The following is a 19197-nucleotide window of genomic DNA, read 5'->3' as shown; positions in this document are numbered from 1 at the left end:
TCCTAGAGCTGGGAGGTCCTTAGAGCTGGGCGTCGTCGGAGATGTGGAGGGTGGAGCCGTTGCGTTGCTTGACCACCTGCAGCTGGGTGCTGATGCGCTGCTTCATCTCCGCCACGTGACTCACGAGCCCGACCACCCGGCCGCCGTCCCGGAGCCCTTCGAGGGCGTCCATCACCTGTTCCAGGGCCTGTTCGTCGAGGCTGCCGAAGCCCTCGTCCACGAAGAGGGTCTCGATGTCCACGCCGCCGGACTCCTGCTGGACCACGTCCGCCAGCCCGAGCGCCAGCGCGAGCGAGGCCATGAACGACTCGCCTCCGGAGAGCGTCGCAGTGTCGCGGCGCTGCCCGGTCCACTGGTCCACGACCTCCAGGCCAAGCCCGGATTTGGCCCCCCGGGCTGCCTTGGCGTCTGTGTGCTGCAGGGTGTAGCGGCCATCGCTCATGCCGATCAGCCGTTCCGAGGCGGTGACAGCCACCTGTTCGAGCCGGGCCGCGAGCACATAGCTGTTCAGGCTCATCCGGTAGTTGTTGTCCCCCGCACCGCGGGCCGCGTCGGCGACGGCGTTCAGCAGTGCCGCCCGCTCGCGCGGCTCCCGGCCTGCGGCGGCAAGCTCCGCATAGGCGGCGGCAATCCGCCCCACCGTCTGCAGAGACTTCTCCGCGAGACCCGAGGCGAGAACTGCCTGCCGTGCAGCGAATTCCGCGGTGGCTGCGCCGGAGCGGAGCTCTGCCAGGGCCTCTTCCCCGACGGGGCCGCCGGATTCCAGCTCACGGACGGCGAGCGCCAGTTCCTCGCCGGCGAAGAGTTCCTCGATCCGGGCAGCCTCGTCCTGGGTCGCCCGGATGGAGGCTTCGAGGCCTGCCGCATCGCCCGCAGGGAGCATGACGGCCCGGGCCGCCTCCGCGGACTCGAAACCGGACGCCGGCAGTGCCTGCTCCAGCTGCGTCCGGGCCTCCCCGGTGCGGGTCTCGGCCTGTTCCAGCCTGCTCCGTGCCTCCTCCGCCCGCTCAAGGATGGCCGCGGTCCCTTTGAGCGCGGTGATGCGCTCCGCCAGGGTGGCATGCCCGGCACGCCGTTTATCGAGCGCGAGTTCGAGGGCGTCCGCCTGTTCTTGGACTTCGGCGATCATGGATTCTGTCTGGGCCGTCCCGGAGGCGGCGGCCACCAGTGCCGCTTCGGCGGCGGTGATTTCTTCTTCGAGCTCCGTCTGCCGGGCCCGGCTTGTTGAAAGCTCCTGTGCCGCGCGTCCTGCCGCGGCCGCGCGTTCCGTGGCCAGCGCGGCCTCGAACCGGGCGTCTTCGGGCGCCGTGTTGCCACCCTGGGCCGCCAGTACGGCAACTTCCTGCTGGGCGTCGGCCAGTTCGCGTTCGAGCGCGGCCAGGGTTGTTTCTGCGGCCTCGCACGCGTCCTGCGCCGCCTGTTCCGCTTCGGCGACGGCCAGGGCGGAGGCTGCGGCCGGGGCGGGGGCCGGGTGTTCGGGGCTGCCGCAGACTGCGCAGGGGATGCCGGGCTGCAGCTGGGACGCGAGCTCGGCGGCGGCGTTGGCGAGCCGTTCCTCGCGGAGATCAAGCCAGCGCTGGCGCCGGTCCTGGTGCTCGTCCCGCGCGAGGCGGTGGCGTTCCGTGACCGCGCCGCAGGCAGCCATGGCGGCGGCGTAGCGCCCGACCAAAAGGACAAGTTCCTCGGCGGCGTCGGCTTCCTTGCTGCGAAGTTGGAGTTCTGCCGCGAGCTCTTCGAGCGGGCGCAGTCCGGCGAGCAAGGCGTCGGATTCAGCCCGGAGCGCCTGCAGAGCCAAAGCGCCGGCGCGGCGTCCTGCTTCCAGTTGCTGCAGCGTCGTGCGCAGCTGGGTGGTACGGGTCTCCAGCCCGGAAAGCCTGCCCTCGTCGGGCAGCCGTTCCTCCAGCACCGCCCGGACAGACCGGAGACCCGCAAGGGAGGTCCGCAGGCCTGCACTGTCGATGAGCCCGTCGATGAGCCCGCCGGCGAGACTGCCGCTGAGACCGCGGCCGGGGGTACGGCCGGCACCCTCGGGATTGTCCGTGGCTCCGCCCCGGAGGGAGGACAACTCGGGGTCGGTGAGGGCCGCGGTGCGCAGTTCTTCGGCCGCACCGGTCATGGCCGCGGCTGCGAGCTTCTCGGCCGCTTCGGCACTTTCCACGGCCTGCAGCTGTCCGCCGAGCACTTCCGCCTTGCGGTGCAGGCCGAGCTTCTCGATCTTGACCGTCAGCAGCGGGGCGGCGGACTCTGCTTCGGCCCGGCGGCGTTCTGCGGCGGTGAGTTTCGTGTGGCGGGCGGCGCGGGCGGTGGCTGCGTCCAGTTGGGCCGTGTGTTCGGCGCGCAGCCGTTCGGCCAGGGCTGCGGCCGCCTGGCGCTCTGCCGCCGCTGAGGCGGCATTGGCCTCGAGCCAGGCCAGGAGCGAGTCGGGATCGGCCCGGTCCGGCGCTTCCGCGGTGCAGAGCTCGAGGGCCGCCGTCTCCGCCTCGGCCTGGGCAAGGAGCAGGTCAAGCCGGCTGTTGAGGCTGGCGACCTCGGTGCCGGCGTCCTTCGCCTGCCGGGTGAGTTCCTGCTCCACGGACTCGAAGCGTTGGGTGCCGAACAGGCTCTGGAGCAGCTCGAGGCGGTCCGTCGGCTTGGACCGGAGAAAGGCCGCGAAGTCGCCCTGCGGGAGCATGACCACCCGGGTGAACTGTTCCCGCTTCATCCCCAGAATGTCCGCGATCTCGGCGCCGGCCTCGTCGTTGCGGCCCGATTTTTCGATCCATTCGCCGTTGACACGCTCGCGGAGCAGCGTGTTGGCCTGCTGCACGGTGAAACCGTTTCTGCCGCGGGCGCTGGGCTTGTCCCAGGCGGGAGAGCGCGAGACTTCGAAGTGCCGGCCCCGGGCGGAGAACTCACAGGTGACGCGGGGCTCGGCGGCGGCCTCGGCGTGGTCGCTGCGCAGCCGTTTGCCGTCTTGGCGGGCGCCGGGCACCGAGCCGTAGAGCGCGAAGCAGATGGCGTCCAGGACGCTGGTCTTTCCGGCGCCGGTAGGGCCGTTCAGGAGGAACAGCCCGTGCGTGCTGAGGCGGTCGAAATCGATGTGTTCGGTTCCGGCGAACGGGCCGAAGGCGGAGATTTCGAGTCGGTGGATCCTCACAGGGATGTTCCTTCCAGGCGCACGTTTTCCAGGGCTTCGGCGAGGACGGCGGATTCGGCGTCGTCGGCCCCACGGCCGCGGACGTGCTCGAGGAAGCCGCAGCAGATGGAGAGGTCGTCCTCGGCGTCGGCAAGCCTGCTGCTGTAGCTGGTCCTGGCGGCGGCGCCGGCGCCCTCCGGGTCGAACCCCAGCACCAGGGTGTCGGGGAAGCGGGCACGCAGCCGCTCCATGGCCTGAGCCGGGCGCTGCGCGTCGGTCAGGGTGGTCTGGCAGTAGGCGGTTTCGGCCCAGGCGAGGCCTTCGGCGGAGAGAAGTTCGTCCAGTTTGCCGCGCAGCACCGCCAGGGCCCGCGGCGGCTCCCAGAGCACTTCGCGGATTTCGCCGATTCCGGCGGCCTCCACCTCGACGAGCCAGCTGCCCTTCCTGTGCTTTGCCTCGGAGAAGGAGTAGGCGAGCGGCGACCCGGAGTAGCGCACGGCGGAGGACAGTTCCTGCCGGCCGTGCAGGTGGCCCAGCGCCGTGTAGCCGAAGCCGTCGAAGAGGTCCAGCGGGACGGCGCCCACGCCGCCGATGCTCAGGTCCCGTTCGCTGTCCGAGCTGATGCCGCCGCTCGCGAAGGTGTGCGCCAGGACCACCGAATGCACGGTCCGGGTCCCGGCCCGGGCGGCGAGATCGGTCCGGATGCGGGCGGTGGCGGCCCGCGTCACCTCGAAGTGGCTGGCGGTCTCGACCCCCAATTGCCCGGCCACGAGCCGCGGCTCCAGCCAGGGAATGCCGTAGACAGCCAGCACGGGCCCCGTGGCGTCGTCGGCGCCGTCGGCGCCGTCGAGCGGGAACAGCACGGGTTTGTCCAGCTCGGCCAGGCGCGTGCGAAGGTGCACTCCGCCGCGTTCCAGCAGCCGGGAAGCGAAGCCTAGCCGGATGGCGGAATCGTGGTTGCCGCTGGTCAGCACCACCTGGGCGCCGGCACCGGTCAGGCGCACGAGGGCGTCGTCGAGGAGGCCGACCACGTCCACCCCGGGCAGGGCGCGGTCGTACACGTCGCCGGCGATGAGGACGACGTCGACCGATTCATCCTGCACGAAATTGACGAGCTGGTCGATGAACGCGCGCTGGGCGTCAAGCATCCCGACGCCATGGAACGACCGGCCCAAATGCCAGTCCGAGGTGTGCAATAACCGCATGTTCCTACGGTATCGGCTGCCACCGACAGTATTGCGCCACCGCTCCGGATGGGGACTACTCGCCGCGCTCGCCGCGATTTCCGCGCTTGCCGTCGAAGAAGTCACGCGCGTCGTCGCCGCCCTCCACATCCGCGGTCCCCACCCCGGCGGTGCGGCCAGTGGTACGGGCCTTGGCCGTGCGCGGCCGGGCAGCCGTGCCGCCCGGCTCAGTGATGTCGGCGTCCCCGGTGTCCAGCTCGTCGTCGTCGTCGCTTTCCGGCTCCGGCGCCGTGTCCGGCTCCGGTGCCGTGTCCGGCACCGACGCCATGGCGGGCCGCGTGGCCTGCGCGAAGCCGCGGAAGACCAGTCCCGCGAGGGCCGCGCCCACCAGCGGAGCCACCCAGAACAGCCACAGCTGGCCGAGTGCGTCCGCGTTGCTGAAGATCGCCGAGGCGGTGGCGCGGGCCGGATTGATGGGGGTGTTGCCGATTGCCTGGCCGAGCTGCAGCAGCACGGCCATGGTCAGGCCGACTGCGAACGGTGCCGCTGCCCGGGACGGGTTCCGCCCCGAGGCGGTGCCGAGGTAGACCGCCACCAGCAGGGCGGCGCCGAGGACCTCCACCAGCAGGGCGCCGGCCATCGGGGCCTGGATGATGGAGTGCCCACCGAACCCTGCGGTGACGGTGTCAAACGCGGCCCGGGTGTCGCTGATCTTGGGGATGGTGCGCAGGATGCCGAACAGCGTGACAACACCGAGCAGCGCGCCGAGCAGCTGGCCGCCCAGAGATAGGCCGCGGCGTCCGTGAGGCGGATGCGGCCGGCGACGGCGTTGCCCACGGTGACGGCGGGGTTGAAGTGGCCGCCGGAGAGGTAGCCGAAGGCCAGCATCGACGCGGTGACGGCCAGGCCCGCCGCCAGGGAGGCGGAGAGCGGGTTCGACTGCGGAATGGTGAACAGCGGAACGCCCAGGCCGGCAACCACCACGAACAAGGTCCCGAGGGCCTCGGCGGACACCCGGGCCAGCAGCCGGGGCTGCCGCGGATCCTCAGGGGTGGCGGCCGGCCGGGCGGCCGGCTCGGGGGCTGACGGCGTGCTCATGTTCAGGAAGTCCTTCGCTTGGGGTCTGCGGTGCGGTCTGCGGGCCTGCAGCCCGCACGCTGCCCGGCGCGCGGCAAGCCGACGTCCGGGAGTATGGTCTGCGAGCAGTCTGCCAGCGGAGTCTGGACGTTGCCTGGACCTGGGCTTAACGCCCCCGGCCTAACGTCCCAGCGCAATCGCGGCGGGGGTCCGCCTCCGCCGGCCCGGCGGCAAAGGGCCTGTCCCCTGTTGCCTCAATGCAATACCTCCGGGTGGGTAAAATTGGAAGTCATGAGCAACGAGCCCCGCACCACCGCCGCAGCGGCCCCCGCCCCGCCACCCGCCCCGACCCACGAATCCCGCATCCACGGCTGCCTGCTGGGCGGCGCCCTCGGTGATTCACTCGGCTACGCCGTCGAGTTCGACGACATCTCCACCATCCGTGCGAAGTTCGGCCCCGAAGGGCTGCAGGACTTTTCAGCGCTCGACGGCGGCAGCCACTTCTCCGACGACACCCAGCTCACGCTCTACACCGTGGACGGGCTGCTGGAGGCGCTGGAATGGGCGAACTCGGGCGTGGGCGCGGACACCAATGCCTGCCTGTGGCTCGCCTACCTGCGTTGGCTCGGCACCCAGGGCGTCCCGGTTCCGGAAGCGGCCCCGTTCCAGCCTCCCCGCTGGATCGATTCGCACGAGGTCCTCAAGCACCGCCGCGCCCCCGGGAACGCGTGCCTGAGCGGTCTGGCCACCGGTGAGATGGGAACGTTCTACCGGCCGGTCAATCCGGAGTCCAAGGGCTGCGGCACGGTGATGCGCTCGGCGCCGTTCGGCCTGGTCCCCTACATCGGCGCCGAGGCCGTCTACAAGCTCAGTGCCGATGCCGCCTCATTGACCCATGGGCACCCCGCGGCGCGGCAGAGCGCCGGCGTTTTCAGCCTGGTCATCCATGCCCTGACCGCCGGCCAGGGCCTCCGTGAAGCCGCCGACTTCGCGCTGGGACAGCTGGACGCAGGTCACCTGCGCAAGGGTGAAAAACCTGATCCGGACCTCATCGCCCGGCTCGAAGCGGCCGTGCGCCTGGCCGGGGCCGGGAAACTCCTGGACCCCGAGGAGCTGGTCCGGGAACTCGGCGCAGGCTGGGTGGCCGAGGAGGCACTCGCCGTCGCACTCTACGCTGTGCTCGCCACCACACCTGATCCCACCGAGCCTTATCAAAGCGAGCCTTATCAAAGCGAGCCGGACCCGACGGCGGCGGCCGCCGGCCGCCCGGAGGCCCACTTCCGCGCGGCGATCGCCCTCGCGGTGAACCACAGCGGGGACAGCGATTCCACGGCGTCGATTGCCGGGAACATCCTGGGCGCGTTCTACGGCGAGGAGTGTCTGCCGGAAGCGTGGCTTGAGGCATTGGAAGCCCCGGACGTCATCCGGGGCATGGCCTCGCGGCTGGCAGCAGCCACCGGCCCCTGACCCGGCGCCGGTCGCACCGACGCACGGACGCACGGACGCACGGACGCGGCATGCTACCCGGCTGATGCCTGCGGCGTCTGTGGTGAATGTGTCTAGGCGCGCCGGAGCGGGATGTTGTTGCAGGCCTCGCACACGTCTTCGGGGATCAGGCCGCGGCGCTGCAGGACGCCAAAGATGGCGCAGCCGAGGCAGAAGCCGGCGAAGGATTCCAGCGAAGCGGCCACAATCAGGAGGCCCAGCAGGATCCAGGCGGCCGGCGCCAGGCCGGCGGCCAGCAGGATGGCGGCCGCGGTGGACAGGGCGGCACCGATGCCCTGCGCGAAGCGCTTCGGCGGCCCGGGAACCAGCCGGGTCTTCCCCAGCAACGGCGTCAGGACCTTGACCGAGAGGATCCCGAACGGCGAGATCCGCGGGCCGAACCCCAGGCGCAGCCAGAAGCCGACGGCGATCACTGCCAGTCCCCAGCCGAAGCCGGTCAGCAAGGTCACCACGGAGAGCAGCACTACGAGTCCGGCCGTGATGCGGGCGGAGTACTCATTCACCGGGTTGGGGAACGCGAAGACTTGTCCCCAGTCGATCCCGGTCTGTGCGGCAACGGCGGTCGCGGAAGCTGCAGTCGTCGGTGTAGCAGCCGGGGTCCCGGTCGGTTTGCTCATCACCCAAGGCTAGATACAGCCGCAGCCCGGGCGAAATGATTGTTGCGCCGCATGACCCTTCCCGCCATCCTCGACGGCGGCGTCAGCCGATCGTCGCCGGGGCCACGTGGCCTCCGACCATCTGCAGGAATTCGCCTTCGGAGAGGACTTCGATCCGCTGGCCCCGCTCGTGCAGTTCCAGGACCCGCCGGGCCTTGCCGGTGAGCCGTCCGGAGCGCAGGTCGGCGGCCACGAAGCCGTCCCCCACCACCAGGACGGTGGTGCGGGCGGTGACCCGGCTCTCGGGCCTGGCTCCCAGCTCGGCGGAGCGGTTCTTCGCTTCCGGCCGGGGTATCGCCAGTTCGCCGGTGAACACCACGGTCTGGCCGAACAGCGGGTGGCCAGGTTCTGCCGCGGCGTTCGGGAGCGGGTTGGCGCCTTCTTCGGGCCAGCCGGCCTGGAAGGGCCGAATCACGGGAACCAGGCCCTGTCCGGCGGCAAGCGCCTCGAGGGCCGACTGGCTGGGCTTTGACAGCGGGTCCCGCAACGGGTCGAAGGCCGGCTGGCGGGACACGGTCAGGCCCAGGGACAGGTAGAGTTCCGCGATGCTGCCGGCGCCGTTCCGGGCGGCGATGTCAATCAGGATGCCGGCGCAGGCGCGGGCATCCTCGGCGGCGTCGTGGTGGTTGACCAGCGGGACGCCGGCTTCCTCGGCCGCGTAGGGCAGGGAGTTGGACACCAGCGAGTAGCAACGCCGGGACAGCATCACGGTGCAGACGTAGTCGTAGGCGGGGCCCGGCAGCCCGGAGACTTCCAGTCCGGAGCGGATCACGCCGAGATCGAAGGCGGCGTTGTGGGCCGCGAGCACGTCGCCGCCGATGAAGGCGCCGATCTCCGGGAACAACTCGCCGAAGCGCGGAAGCCCGGCCACCTGCTCCGGACGGATGCCGTGGATCCGGACGTTGTGGTGGTCGAAGCGGTCGTGGTTTTCCGGCGGCCGCATCAGCCAGGAAGCTTCCTCGACCACGACGCCGCCGCGGACTTTGCTCAGGCCAACGGCGCACGGTGAACCGCGGAAGCCGTTCGCGGTCTCAAAGTCGATCGCCGTAAAGTCCAAACCCACGCCCCGACTTTACCGCCCGCCGGCCCTCCCGCCCGCATCGACCGCTGGCCCGTCGCCCCGGCCGCCGACGCCTGCAGAACGCCGGCGCAACGCCCGACGGTGGCCGTCCAGTAGGCTTGACGGGTGAACCTTTTAGCTATCAGCGACTTTGCCGTGTCCACGATCGGAGGGGCCGGTCCGGTACAGCCACACCTTTCCTCGCTCCTTCCCGACTGGCTCAACCCGCAGGTCTTCCTGGCCGATCCGGCCCTCGCGCCCTGGGTTGTGCTGCTGGTCTGCGGCATCATCTTCGCCGAAACGGGCCTGCTCGTCGGCTTTTTCCTGCCGGGCGACTCGATGCTGTTCACTGCCGGACTCCTCGTCGCGACAGACACGATCAAATTCAACATCTGGGCCTTCGCGGCCCTGATCATCGTGTCCGCCATCATCGGCAACCAGGCCGGCTACCTGATCGGTTCAAAGGCCGGCCCGGCCATCTTCAACAAGCCCGATTCCAAGCTCTTCAAGCGCGAGAACGTCGAGAGCGCCCACGCCTTTTTTGAGAAGCACGGCGGCAAGGCCCTGATCCTGGCCCGCTTTGTGCCGATCATCCGGACCTTCGTCCCGGTGATCGTGGGCGTCGCCCAGATGAGCAAGCGCAAGTTCCTCCTGTTCAACGTCATCGGCGCCGTGCTCTGGGGCGGCGGCGTCACCCTGCTGGGCTACCTGCTCGGCGACAAGGTGCCGTGGGTCCGCGAGAACCTGGACATCATTTTCATCGCCATTGTGCTGGTGTCCGTCATCCCGATCGGCATCGAAGTGATCCGCGGCTTCATCGCCAAGCGCCAGGCCGAAAAGTACGGCACGGATCCCGTGGAAGGGTTCATCGAAGAGCACGAGCCCGAAGAAGAACGCAAGACCCCGTAGCGCACTGCCGTGGCCAGGCTACTTCCCGGCCAGCGCCTCCACGATTGCCGGGAGCAGCGCCCGGAAGGCCTGGCCGCGGTGGCTGATGGCGTTCTTCTCCTCGGGGCTCAGTTCCGCGCAGCTGCGGTCCAGGCCGCTCGGCTGGAGCACCGGATCGTACCCGAACCCGCCGGCACCCCGGGGCGCGCGCAGCAGCGTCCCTTCCAGCTGCCCGTACTCCACGACCTCGCGGACCTCCTCGGGGGAGGATCCGGGCACGGCCAGCGCCGCCGCGCAGACGAACGCGGCGCCCCGGTACTCGTCCGGCACATCGGCCAGCTGGGCGAGCAGCAGCCGCAGGTTGGCGGCGTCGTCCCCGTGCCGGCCGGACCAGCGGGCCGAGAAGATGCCCGGCGCGCCGCCGAGCACGTCCACGGCGAGCCCGGAGTCGTCGGCGATCGCCACGAGTCCGGTGGCCTGCGCCACGGCACGCGCCTTCAGCAGCGAGTTTTCGGCGAAGGTCACGCCGGTCTCGGCGACGTCGGGGGCTCCGACGGCGCCGGCATCCACCACCTGGGTGTCGACGTCGAGCCCGGGCACCTGGCCGCGCAGCAGTTCGCGGAGCTCGCGCAGCTTGCCCTTGTTGTGCGTGGCCAGCACCAGAACCGGCGCCTGCCCCGGTTGGTCAGGACTTGCTGTCACGGGGCTTCCGCCAGCGTTTCGCGCTGGATGGCGGCGAGCTGTTCGGTGCCCAGCAGTGCCAGGTCCAGCAGCTTGTTCAGCTCGTCGCGGTCGAACGGGGCACCCTCGGCCGTGCCCTGGACCTCCACGAACTTGCCGGAGCCCGTGACCACGACGTTCATGTCGGTCTCGGCCCGGACGTCCTCGACGTACGGCAGGTCCAGCATCGGGATGCCGTCGATGATGCCGACGGAGACGGCGGCGATGGTGTCGATCAGGGGCTCGGCGTTGCGGGCGAGCATCTTGTTCTCGCGGGCAAAGCGGATGGCCTCCGCGAGGGCCACGTACGCGCCGGTGATGGCGGCGGTGCGCGTGCCGCCGTCGGCCTGCAGGACATCACAGTCCAGCACGATCGTGATCTCGCCCAGGGCCTTGGTGTCGATGATGGAGCGCAGCGAGCGTCCGATCAGCCGGGAGATCTCGTGGGTGCGGCCACCGATCTTGCCCTTGACGGACTCGCGGTCCGAGCGGGTGTTGGTGGCGCGGGGCAGCATGGCGTACTCGGCCGTGACCCAGCCCCGGCCCTCGCCCTTGAGCCAGCGAGGGACGCCTTGGGTCAGGGAAGCCGTGCACAGCACCCGGGTGTTGCCGAATTCGATCAGGGCCGAGCCTTCGGCCTGCTTGGACCAGCCGCGGGTGATGCTAATCGGCCGGAGTTGGTCGGGGGTGCGGCCATCGGCGCGGATGACGGGGGCAATAAGGGCTTCGGAAGTCATGCCTTTAGCTTATCGACTTGGCGAGACGCCGCCGTGCGGCTGCCTGTCCCGCAGCGATGCGGCTCAAATCGTGTAGTGCACGCCCGCGACGGCTACGGCCACGTCTTCGCCGAACACCGGCCTGGCCTCCGCCATGACAGTGCTCGGGGACGTCCAGACCGGAATGTGGGTCAGGAGCAGGCGGCGGGCACCGGCGGCCTTGGCGGCTTCCCCTGCGCGTTTGCCGGTCAGGTGGACGTCCTTGATGCCGTCGTCACGGCCCTCCTCGAAGGCTGCTTCGCACAGGAACAGGTCGGCGTCCCGCGCTGCGTCCTCAAGCCCGCTGCAGGAGTCCGTATCCCCGGAGTAGCTCAACACACGGCTGACCGGGGTGCCGTCCTTGCCGGGCTCGGTGACCTCGACACGGAGCGCATACGCCTCCTCGACGGGGTGGTTCACCGCGAAGGGTGTCACCGTGAACGGCCCCATCGTAACGGGCTTGCGCTCGGCCCAGTTGCTGAAATCGAACTCCTCGTGCATGCCCGGGTCCAGCTCCAGGCCATAGGCGGTGGCCATCCGGTCCGCTGTCGCTGCGGGTCCCCAGACCGGGATCCGGCCCCGGCCCCAGCCGCCCGGCTTCCAGCGCACCGCAACGTGCAGCCCGCACAGGTCCATGCAGTGGTCCGGGTGCAGGTGGGTGAGGAAGATCGCGTCGATGTCCTCGAGGTCCGTGTACCGCTGGATGGCGCCGAGCGCGCCGCTGCCGAGGTCCAGGACGATCTTCCAGTTCCGCTCGCCGTCGCTGGCGGTGAGCAGGTAGCACGACGCCGGCGAGCCGGGGCCCGGAAACGATCCGGTACAGCCAACGATGGTCAGCTTCACAGGCCCGGACCCCCAACGAAGTTGGAGATCCGCGGCCGGCCCGCGCCGGCCTGCGCGGCGGCGATCATTTCCGGGGTGATCCGGGCCAGGCTTCCGGTGGGGTACTGCGCCGCGACATGGTCCACGTGGCGGACGCTGAGGACTTCCGGGCCCAGGAAGCGGCGGGCGAGGTGCTCAAACTGCGCGGCGTCCCCGGTGGCGATGAAGGTGTGCCCGGGAGGGGTGGTGTCCTGCCGTTCGAGGCCGCGGGACGCCAGGGCCCGGTAGACGTCCTTGGCAGTTTCCTCGGCACTTGAGACCAGGGTGACGTCCTCGCCCAAGACGAAAGAGATGACGCCGGTGAGCAGCGGATAGTGGGTGCAGCCGAGGACCACGGTGTCCACTCCGGCGGCCCTGAGCGGTGCGAGGTATTCGCGGGCGACGGCGAGCAGCTCCGGACCGGTGGTGATGCCTGCCTCCACGTAGGGCACGAACGCCGGGCAGGCCACGGAAGTGATCTGCAGGTCCGGGGCGGCCGCGAAGGTGTCCTCGTAGGCGCGGGATCCGACCGTGGCCGAGGTGCCGATCACGCCGACGCGGCCGCTGCGGGTGGCCGCGACGGCGCGCCTTACAGCCGGCTGGATCACCTCGATCACGGGGATCCCGTACCGGGCGGTGTAGCGTTCGCGGGCGTCCCGCAACACGGCGGCGGAGGCGGAGTTGCAGGCGATCGTCAGCAGCTTGACGCCGGAGTCCACCAGTTCGTCCATCACGCCCAGGGCGTTGGCCCGCACCTCGGCGATGGGGAGCGGTCCGTAGGGGCCATGGGCTGTGTCGCCGACGTACAGGATGGATTCGTTCGGCAGCTGGTCGATGATGGAGCGGGCAACCGTGAGTCCGCCGACGCCTGAATCGAATACACCGATGGGCCGCGACCCCAGCTGGCTGGTTGCGGTGCTGCTCACCCGGGAGTCCGCAACAGCTTCCGCTGCCGGATCAATGTTCGATGCTGAAGTCATGATTATTCGAGGATAGGGCTTAGCCGGGGGTGCGGCCATCACATTGTGGCGTGCGACTCATGTCTAGTGAGTCACACGACGTGCGCAAACGCGCCCGTTCAGCCGCGCGGTTCGATCGACTGCAGCATGGCCTGGACCAGGGACTCCTGCAGCCACGTCGTGAAGTTGTAGACGAGGGCCAGGTAGCTTTCCACGTCCTCGGCCTGCGACCAGTCCTGCATGAGGTGGACATGCTCCGCGTCCGCGTCGTCGCGGATGTCGAGGCGTTCGGCCAGCACCAGCCGGACGTCGTTGAGCGCCGTGGACCAGTGCCGGGCATCGGCCGGGGTGAGGAGCAGTTCGTCCTTGTCCAGGCCCAGGGCCGCGGCCTTCAGGGCGCCGATCTTGTTCTCCCGCAGCGAGCGCTCGGTGTACCGGCGGAACTCGAGGGAGGCGTCGTCGTCGTTCTTCATGACGTTGGGAAGCAGCCGCTTCAGGGCGCGGTCCGAGGGTTCGCGGGCCTCGGTGTCCAGCCCGACCAGCGCGGCGAGGGGATCCTGGTTGGCGCGCTCTTCCGGCTCCAGCATGGAGATGACGTCGTCGAAGAGGCTGCGCAGCAGTTCCCGTTCGGCCGGCTCTAGGTAGCCGGTGATGCCCTTGAGTCCGTAGGTGAATGCCTTAGCCACGTTTTCCCTTGCCCTTGCCTGCTCCTGTGCCGTCGCCGCCGCCGGTCGCCTTTTCCACCGTGGCCCAGAGCCCGTAGCCGTGCATGGCGACCGCGTGCTGCTCCACCTGCTCCTTGCTGCCGTGCGCCACGATGGAGCGGCCCTTCTTATGGACCTCCATCATGAGCTTGTTGGCCTTGGACTCCGAATAGCCGAAATAGCTGCGGAAGACGTAGCTCACATAGCTCATCAGATTTACCGGATCGTTCCAGATCACGAGGTTCCAGGGGATGTCTGGGGCGGTCAGGACGTCGGTGGACGTCGCTGTTCCGGTCTGGGTGCCCGCCTGTGTATCAGGGCCGAGCGCAACGCTGAGGGTCATCTGTCCATTCTATGGGGATGCGCACTAGAGTGAATTTGTGAGTACCTCAGCTGGCCGGGGCCGTCCCCGCACGTCCCTGTACACCGACCATTACGAGCTGACCATGCTGCAGGCCGCGCTGCATTCCGGCGCCGCCCACCGCAAGTCAGTGTTCGAGGCCTTCGCCCGGCGCCTGCCGGACGGCCGCCGCTACGGGATCGTCGCCGGCACCGGCCGCCTGCTGGAGGGCATCGCGGACTTCCGTTTCGGCGACGCCGAGATCGACTTCCTGCGCCGTACCAAGGTGGTCAACGAACAGACACTGGACTTTCTGGCAGGCTTCTCCTTCTCGGGCGATATCTGGGGCTACGCGGAGGGCGAAGCGTACTTCCCCAACTCCCCCATCCTCATTGTCGAATCCACCTTCGCCGAGGCCTGCATCCTTGAGACATACATCCTCTCGATCCTCAACCACGACAGCGCTATCGCCTCCGCGGCCTCGCGCATGATCACCGCGGCCGGCGGCCGGCCCTGCGTGGAAATGGGCTCGCGCCGGACCCAGGAAGAGTCCGCCGTCTCGGCCGCCCGTGCCGCCATCATCGCGGGCTTCGACAGCACCTCCAACCTTGAGGCCGGCCTGCGCTTCGGGCTCAAGACGGTGGGCACGGCCGCGCACTCCTTCACCCTCCTGCACGACACCGAACGCGAGGCCTTCGAGGCACAGATCGCCTCGCTGGGAGCCGGCACCGCGCTGCTCGTGGACACCTACGACGTCGAGGCGGCCGTCCGCACCGCCGTCGAACTCGCCGGGGACAAACTCGGCGCGGTGCGCCTGGACTCCGGGGACCTCGTGACGCAGGCGCAATGGGTCCGCCAGCTCCTCGACGAACTCGGCAATGAACGCACCCGGATCATCGTCACCTCGGACCTGGACGAGTTTGCCATCGCGGCGCTGCAGTCCGCCCCGGTGGACTCCTACGGCGTCGGCACCTCGCTCGTGACCGGCTCCGGCGCCCCGACGGCGAGCATGGTCTACAAGCTGGTCAGCCGCACGGACGATGCCGGCGAGTTCGTCCCGGTGGCGAAGGCCGCCAAGAACAAAACCAGCAAGGGCGGACGCAAATACGCCCTGCGCAAACTCAACGAACGCGGCACAGCGACGCAGGAGATCGTGGGCGTCGGCCGCCGCCCGGAAGACGACGGCAACGACCGTCCGCTGCTCCAGCAGTTCATCAAGAACGGTGAGCTCCTGCCCGGCTGGACCGGCCCGGACGGCGTAGTGCGCGCCCGCCGCCGCCACGCGGACACCATGAAGGAGCTTCCAGCCGTAGTCAACCGGCTGCAGCGCGGCGAGCCAGCCATTCCCACCATCTACGAGGAGTACTGAATGTCCCGCGCCCTGATCATCGTTGACGTGCAGAATGATTTCTGCGAAGGAGGCTCGCTGCCGGTCGAGGGCGGGTCGGAGCTTGCCGCCGAGATCAGCGAATACGTCGACTCGCACCACGGCCAGTTCGACCACATTGTCGCGACCCAGGACTGGCATATCGATCCGGGTGCGCATTTCTCCGAGGAGCCGGACTTCGCGGACAGCTGGCCGCGGCACTGCGTGGCAGGAACCCGCGGGGCCGAGCTGCATCCGGATCTCGACACCGAATACATCCAGGCCTACTTCCGCAAGGGCCAGTACACGGCGGCCTACTCCGGCTTTGAGGGGCTGCTGGCCCCGGACGATGCCGTCCCCACCGGCGACCGTAAGCCCGGAGCCATGCCCGTCTCCGGAATCGGGGTCGGCACGGCCGACGCCGGGGACGCAGCGGCCTTCGCCGCCAATGACTTCGCCGCTGGCGAGGACGCGATCGGACTCGATGACTGGCTGCAGAGCCACGACGTCGAGGACGTCGTGGTGGTGGGGATCGCCACCGACCACTGCGTGAGGGCCACCGCGCTGGACGGCGTCCAGGCCGGATACTCGGTGACGGTGCTGCGCGGCCTGACCGTGGGGGTGGCCGAGGACCTTGACGATGCCGTCGCCGAAATGGAACTCGGCGGCGTCGACATCGCCTGAGGCCACCAGCAGTCCTTAGCGTGCAGCATTGTTGCGACGCCGGGCCGGAAGAAGCTGTCCCCCACAGTAGACTCGACAAACTGCCACTATCGTCTGACCCGTGAAACCCGGAGTACACCATGAAAAAGATCCTCACCGTCCTGATCGCTGCCGCGGCCCTGCTCGGCGCCGCCGGCTGCTCGGCCGCCCCGGCAACGAGCAACGAGGAGACCTGCACCCGGATCCAGTCCGTCGGCTCGGGCCCGACGTCCAACTCGGACAAGGCAGGCATGATCCGTCTCGCCAACCGGCTCAGGCCCGTCCATGCGACCGCCTCGGATGAGCTGAAGGCTCCGCTTAAGTCCATCATCGAGTACCTGGATGAGTCCGCGAAGGCCAACCCGGACTCCGCGAAGGTCCAGGATCTCCAGGCCCAGTACACGGCTGCCGGCCAGACCCTCGGCAAGGTCTGCGGCGGCGGCCAGTAGCAGGCGGGAAGCTGCCCTGACAAGCGCTGTTTATACTGACCGGGCCACCGGTGAATTCCACGGTGGCTGCAACACCCTTGGTTAGGACTCCCGGCGCGTTCCGTCAAAAGACCTATCATTCGACGGGCAGACGGTCGAACGAGGAACAGAAGGAGATACGAATGGGCGCCGACCAGTACCACGAGCCACCCGAGGAACTATCTGCAGAAACCCGCACCTTTGCGCGGATGTGTGCGTCGCTGAGTGAAGAAGCCGAAGCGATCGGCTGGTACGTGCAGCGAATCTCGGTTGAGCCTGATGCCGAAGCGCGCGCCATCATGGAGGACTCCATGGGAGAGGAGTTCAAGCACTTCAGCATGGAGCTCGAGTTCCTGCTGCGACGCACGCCGAAGTGGCGAGAAACAGCCAAGGGCATCTTGTTTAAGACTGGTGACATCGTGGAACGGGGCGAAGCCGCGGAAGAAGCTGCTTCGGACTGAATCGCTAGCGGCGACGCGGCTGGTCCTCCGAGGGATCTCCGTACAGCGATCCCCTCTGTGGGCTGATCAAAGGCTAGCCAGACGTATAACGGGTGTCCCGATCCGCGGATGCATTTCAACGCTAAGTAATGCCTTCCAAGCCGTGAGTTCCTGCCGGACACCACCTCAAGGAGGACGGGTCCTCGAGGTGAGCGAATTACCTTTGTCGCATGGTGAACCCCGCGCGGATCACGCAAAAGTGCGAACGTGGATGACGAGCTTCGCGATGAGATCGCCGAGCAACAGCCGCAGGTCGGGGTGAGTTGAGAACCGGATCTCTCGCCCCGCCCAACTGAACCAGCGTGCTGCAACCACGGAAATTCAGGAACAAGCGCCGATTCCGGGGAGCACGTTCGGAGGAATCCGGTCATTCCCGCCTGCGATGAACTCCGCCCGGCCGACTCCTCCTGAAATTCCGTGGTCGGGTTCGAGCTCATCCAGCTCAGGTAACGCATCGCCTGTGGACTGTGAAGGGCGCCTCCAGAGAGCGGCCAACCATCTGTTTCCGAAGCGATCCTGCCGTTCGCCGAGCATCGACGGGCAATCAACCCGCTTCGCAAGCCGGTCGCCCAAGGGCGCAAATTTCGTTGAAAGTTTCTGGATCTCGAACGCCGGGTTTCTGTAACTGTTGGTTGAGAATCTGGCTAACAATCACAGAAAATCAAAGGCGTGTCGTGTTTCTTTCGAAGACGCCGACCGGCCGTCTCAGTTCCTAGGAATTGAGACACCCCCGAGCTCGTGGGCCCGGGCGGGCTGTTGAACCGGTTGACGAAGAACGTCCTGGAGACCGCTTTGGAAGCGGAGATGGACGAGCATCTGGGATACGGCACACACACGACGTGTCCGGGCGCGGGAGCGGGAACTCCTGCAACGGCACCCGCACGAAGACCGTACTGACCGAGATCGGGCCGGTGGAGATCGACGTGCCGCGGGACACGGGCTCGACGTTCGATCCGCAGATCGTCAGGAAACGGCAGCGCCGGCTGACGGGCATGGAGGAGATCGTTCTGGTGGGCCATGTCAGTGCTCCTTTCAAGCAGTGGGCTGTGAATGACCACTTGCGGCCGTATGGTTTTGTGAGACAGCTTGTTAGGAGCCCTTTCTCGCATGACCGATCGTAAGAAGTACACGCAGCAGTTCAAGGACGAAGCCGTTGAGCTGGTGATCTCCTCGGGCCGTCCGATCGCACAGGTGTGCCTCGATATAGGCGTCCTGGAAGGCACGCTGGGGAACTGGGTGCGCAAGTACCGGGAGGATCATCCGGAACGGTTCACCGCTGGCGAGGAGAAGGCGCCGGTGTCCTGGGAAGAGCACCAGAAGGCGCTGGCTGAGATTGCCAAGCTGAAGCAGGACGTCGATTTTTTGGGAAAAGTCAGCGCCTTCTTTGCAGCGAAGCAACGGTAGAGGATTTCTACGAGTTCATCGAAGCAGAGAAGACGAACCACCCGATCGTCTGGTTGTGCCGGGCCCTGAAGGTCTCCCGGGCCTCGTTCTACCGGTGGCGCAGCCCCGAGGGCCCGTCTCCGCGGGCCCTCCGGCACCAGCGCCTGGTTGCCGAGGTGACTGACCTGTTCGAGCAGGAAAAGGGCCGTGCCGGCCGTGACCAGCTGACCCTGATGCTCAATGCCAAGGGCGTGCAGGTCGCCGCTCCGACGGTCGGGGCGATCATGCGCGAGCAGGGCCTGCGGGCCGTACGCACCAGGGCGTGGAAGCAGACCACCGTGCAGGACCCACAGGCGAAGACCGCGCACATCCGCAATCACATGCTCGACCAAAAGGGGAAGCGGGACTTCACCTCCTTGGTGCCCGGGACCCGGCTCTGCGGGGACATCACGTATCTGCGCACCGGCGAGGGCTGGCTCTACCTGGCCACCGTGATCGACCTGTGCACGGGCATGGTCATCGGCTGGGCCATGGCCGATCACATGCGCGCCAGGCTGTGTACCGACGCGCTGGGAATGGCCCGTGACCACGGGTACTTCGCCGGGGGAACAGTCGTTTTTCATTCAGATCGCGGCTCCCAATACACCTCTGACGAATTCCAGAAATGGTGTGGAGGGAACCGTGTTACCCAGTCCATGGGAGCCGTCGGGGTGTGCTGGGACAACGCTGTCGCCGAAAATTTCTTCTCGCATCTGAAGACCGAGATGTACCACCAGCACACCTTCGGCAGCAGGCTTGCCGCGAGGACCGCTGTCATGGAATACATCGAGGGCTGGTACAACCGCCGTCGGCCAAACCGAAGGGCCGGCGGCATCCCTCCGACAGCGGCCCTTGCTACCCATCAAACCTGCGACCCGGAAACCCTGGCCGCGTAACCCGAATCAACTACGAAAC

General features: G+C 68.2%; 19 protein-coding genes and 2 pseudogenes. 9 read left to right on the top strand and 12 right to left on the bottom strand.

The window, feature by feature from the left end:
* Positions 1-19: 19 nt before the first annotated feature.
* The 3 genes from ACVWZ8_RS15010 to ACVWZ8_RS15000 are packed head-to-tail and all read right to left on the bottom strand — an operon-like array spanning position 20 to position 5020.
* A complete protein-coding gene (locus tag ACVWZ8_RS15010; RefSeq protein WP_456505048.1) occupies positions 20-3136 on the bottom strand; it encodes an AAA family ATPase in 3117 nt (1038 codons plus the stop codon).
* On the bottom strand, positions 3133-4320 hold the full coding sequence (locus tag ACVWZ8_RS15005) for an exonuclease SbcCD subunit D (RefSeq protein WP_456505047.1): 1188 nt from the start codon (positions 4318-4320) through the stop codon (positions 3133-3135). The genes ACVWZ8_RS15010 and ACVWZ8_RS15005 overlap by 4 nt, the downstream gene beginning before the upstream one ends.
* 55 nt (positions 4321-4375) lie before the next feature.
* Positions 4376-5020, bottom strand: coding sequence for an aquaporin (locus ACVWZ8_RS15000; RefSeq protein ID WP_456505958.1), 645 nt, complete (start codon positions 5018-5020; stop codon positions 4376-4378).
* On the opposite strand from ACVWZ8_RS15000, the gene ACVWZ8_RS14995 reads away from it, so the two are divergent.
* The gene (locus ACVWZ8_RS14995) at positions 4958-5089 is read left to right on the top strand and encodes a hypothetical protein (RefSeq protein ID WP_456506006.1); all 132 of its coding nucleotides are present in this window, start codon (positions 4958-4960) and stop codon (positions 5087-5089) included. The two genes, ACVWZ8_RS15000 and ACVWZ8_RS14995, sit on opposite strands and share 63 nt — an antisense overlap.
* A 50-nt stretch (positions 5090-5139) precedes the next feature.
* On the opposite strand, the pseudogene ACVWZ8_RS14990 reads toward ACVWZ8_RS14995, so the two are convergent.
* Positions 5140-5397, bottom strand: a pseudogene (locus ACVWZ8_RS14990) (aquaporin); the annotation flags it as partial.
* A 270-nt stretch (positions 5398-5667) separates the two neighbouring features.
* On the opposite strand from ACVWZ8_RS14990, the gene ACVWZ8_RS14985 reads away from it, so the two are divergent.
* Positions 5668-6843, top strand: a complete 1176-nt coding sequence (locus ACVWZ8_RS14985; protein ID WP_456505046.1) for an ADP-ribosylglycohydrolase family protein — start codon at positions 5668-5670, stop codon at positions 6841-6843.
* 92 nt (positions 6844-6935) lie between these two features.
* On the opposite strand, the gene ACVWZ8_RS14980 is transcribed toward ACVWZ8_RS14985, so the two are convergent.
* On the bottom strand, positions 6936-7499 hold the full coding sequence (locus tag ACVWZ8_RS14980; protein WP_456505045.1) for a DUF4395 domain-containing protein: 564 nt from the start codon (positions 7497-7499) through the stop codon (positions 6936-6938).
* Between the two features lie 82 nt (positions 7500-7581).
* Positions 7582-8601, bottom strand: a complete 1020-nt coding sequence (locus ACVWZ8_RS14975; RefSeq protein ID WP_456505044.1) for an exonuclease domain-containing protein — start codon at positions 8599-8601, stop codon at positions 7582-7584.
* A 138-nt stretch (positions 8602-8739) separates the two neighbouring features.
* Between ACVWZ8_RS14975 and ACVWZ8_RS14970 the strand changes: the two genes are divergently transcribed.
* On the top strand, positions 8740-9507 hold the full coding sequence (locus ACVWZ8_RS14970; RefSeq protein ID WP_426979715.1) for a VTT domain-containing protein: 768 nt from the start codon (positions 8740-8742) through the stop codon (positions 9505-9507).
* 18 nt (positions 9508-9525) lie between these two features.
* Here ACVWZ8_RS14970 and rdgB read toward each other — a convergent pair whose 3' ends face one another.
* From rdgB to clpS, 6 genes are all read right to left on the bottom strand, one after another.
* Positions 9526-10188 carry an RdgB/HAM1 family non-canonical purine NTP pyrophosphatase gene (gene rdgB / locus ACVWZ8_RS14965; protein WP_426978545.1) on the bottom strand — a complete coding sequence of 221 codons (663 nt, stop codon included), beginning with the start codon at positions 10186-10188 and terminating at the stop codon, positions 9526-9528.
* Positions 10185-10943, bottom strand: coding sequence for a ribonuclease PH (rph, locus tag ACVWZ8_RS14960; RefSeq protein ID WP_426978547.1), 759 nt, complete (start codon positions 10941-10943; stop codon positions 10185-10187). Before rph ends, rdgB begins: the two co-directional genes overlap by 4 nt.
* 63 nt (positions 10944-11006) lie before the next feature.
* Positions 11007-11804, bottom strand: a complete 798-nt coding sequence (locus tag ACVWZ8_RS14955; protein ID WP_426978548.1) for an MBL fold metallo-hydrolase — start codon at positions 11802-11804, stop codon at positions 11007-11009.
* Positions 11801-12841 carry a glutamate racemase gene (gene murI, locus ACVWZ8_RS14950; RefSeq protein ID WP_426978549.1) on the bottom strand — a complete coding sequence of 347 codons (1041 nt, stop codon included), beginning with the start codon at positions 12839-12841 and terminating at the stop codon, positions 11801-11803. The genes ACVWZ8_RS14955 and murI overlap by 4 nt, the downstream gene beginning before the upstream one ends.
* Positions 12842-12900: 59 nt before the next feature.
* Complete coding sequence (locus ACVWZ8_RS14945) at positions 12901-13467, bottom strand: DUF2017 domain-containing protein (RefSeq protein ID WP_354239677.1); 567 nt, start codon at positions 13465-13467, stop codon at positions 12901-12903.
* A complete protein-coding gene (gene clpS / locus ACVWZ8_RS14940) occupies positions 13460-13828 on the bottom strand; it encodes an ATP-dependent Clp protease adapter ClpS (protein WP_426978550.1) in 369 nt (122 codons plus the stop codon). Before clpS ends, ACVWZ8_RS14945 begins: the two co-directional genes overlap by 8 nt.
* Before the next feature lie 37 nt (positions 13829-13865).
* Between clpS and ACVWZ8_RS14935 the strand changes: the two genes are divergently transcribed.
* The 6 genes and pseudogenes from ACVWZ8_RS14935 (at position 13866) to ACVWZ8_RS14910 (ending at position 19178) form a co-directional block, all read left to right on the top strand.
* Positions 13866-15194, top strand: a complete 1329-nt coding sequence (locus ACVWZ8_RS14935; protein WP_456505043.1) for a nicotinate phosphoribosyltransferase — start codon at positions 13866-13868, stop codon at positions 15192-15194.
* Positions 15195-15875 (top strand): isochorismatase family protein, encoded by a 681-nt coding sequence (locus ACVWZ8_RS14930; protein ID WP_456505042.1) that lies wholly within the window; start codon positions 15195-15197, stop codon positions 15873-15875.
* Positions 15876-15994: 119 nt separating this feature from the next.
* The gene (locus ACVWZ8_RS14925; RefSeq protein WP_456505041.1) at positions 15995-16342 is read left to right on the top strand and encodes a hypothetical protein; all 348 of its coding nucleotides are present in this window, start codon (positions 15995-15997) and stop codon (positions 16340-16342) included.
* Between the two features lie 161 nt (positions 16343-16503).
* Positions 16504-16821 (top strand): ferritin family protein, encoded by a 318-nt coding sequence (locus tag ACVWZ8_RS14920; protein ID WP_426978554.1) that lies wholly within the window; start codon positions 16504-16506, stop codon positions 16819-16821.
* Between the two features lie 774 nt (positions 16822-17595).
* Positions 17596-17900, top strand: a pseudogene (locus tag ACVWZ8_RS14915) (transposase); the annotation flags it as partial.
* A gap of 67 nt (positions 17901-17967) precedes the next feature.
* Positions 17968-19178, top strand: a protein-coding gene (locus ACVWZ8_RS14910) for an IS3 family transposase (RefSeq protein WP_456505040.1) whose coding sequence is annotated in 2 segments (ribosomal slippage) — positions 17968-18214 and positions 18214-19178 — 1212 coding nt in all. Because the reading frame shifts where the segments join, the coding sequence is not laid out codon by codon here.
* Positions 19179-19197 lie beyond the last annotated feature (19 nt).

The sequence above is a fragment of the Arthrobacter sp. UYCu723 genome (assembly GCF_054059215.1).
The sequence above is the reverse complement of the archived record's forward strand: the minus strand, read 5'-3'. Positions and strand labels throughout refer to the sequence as shown.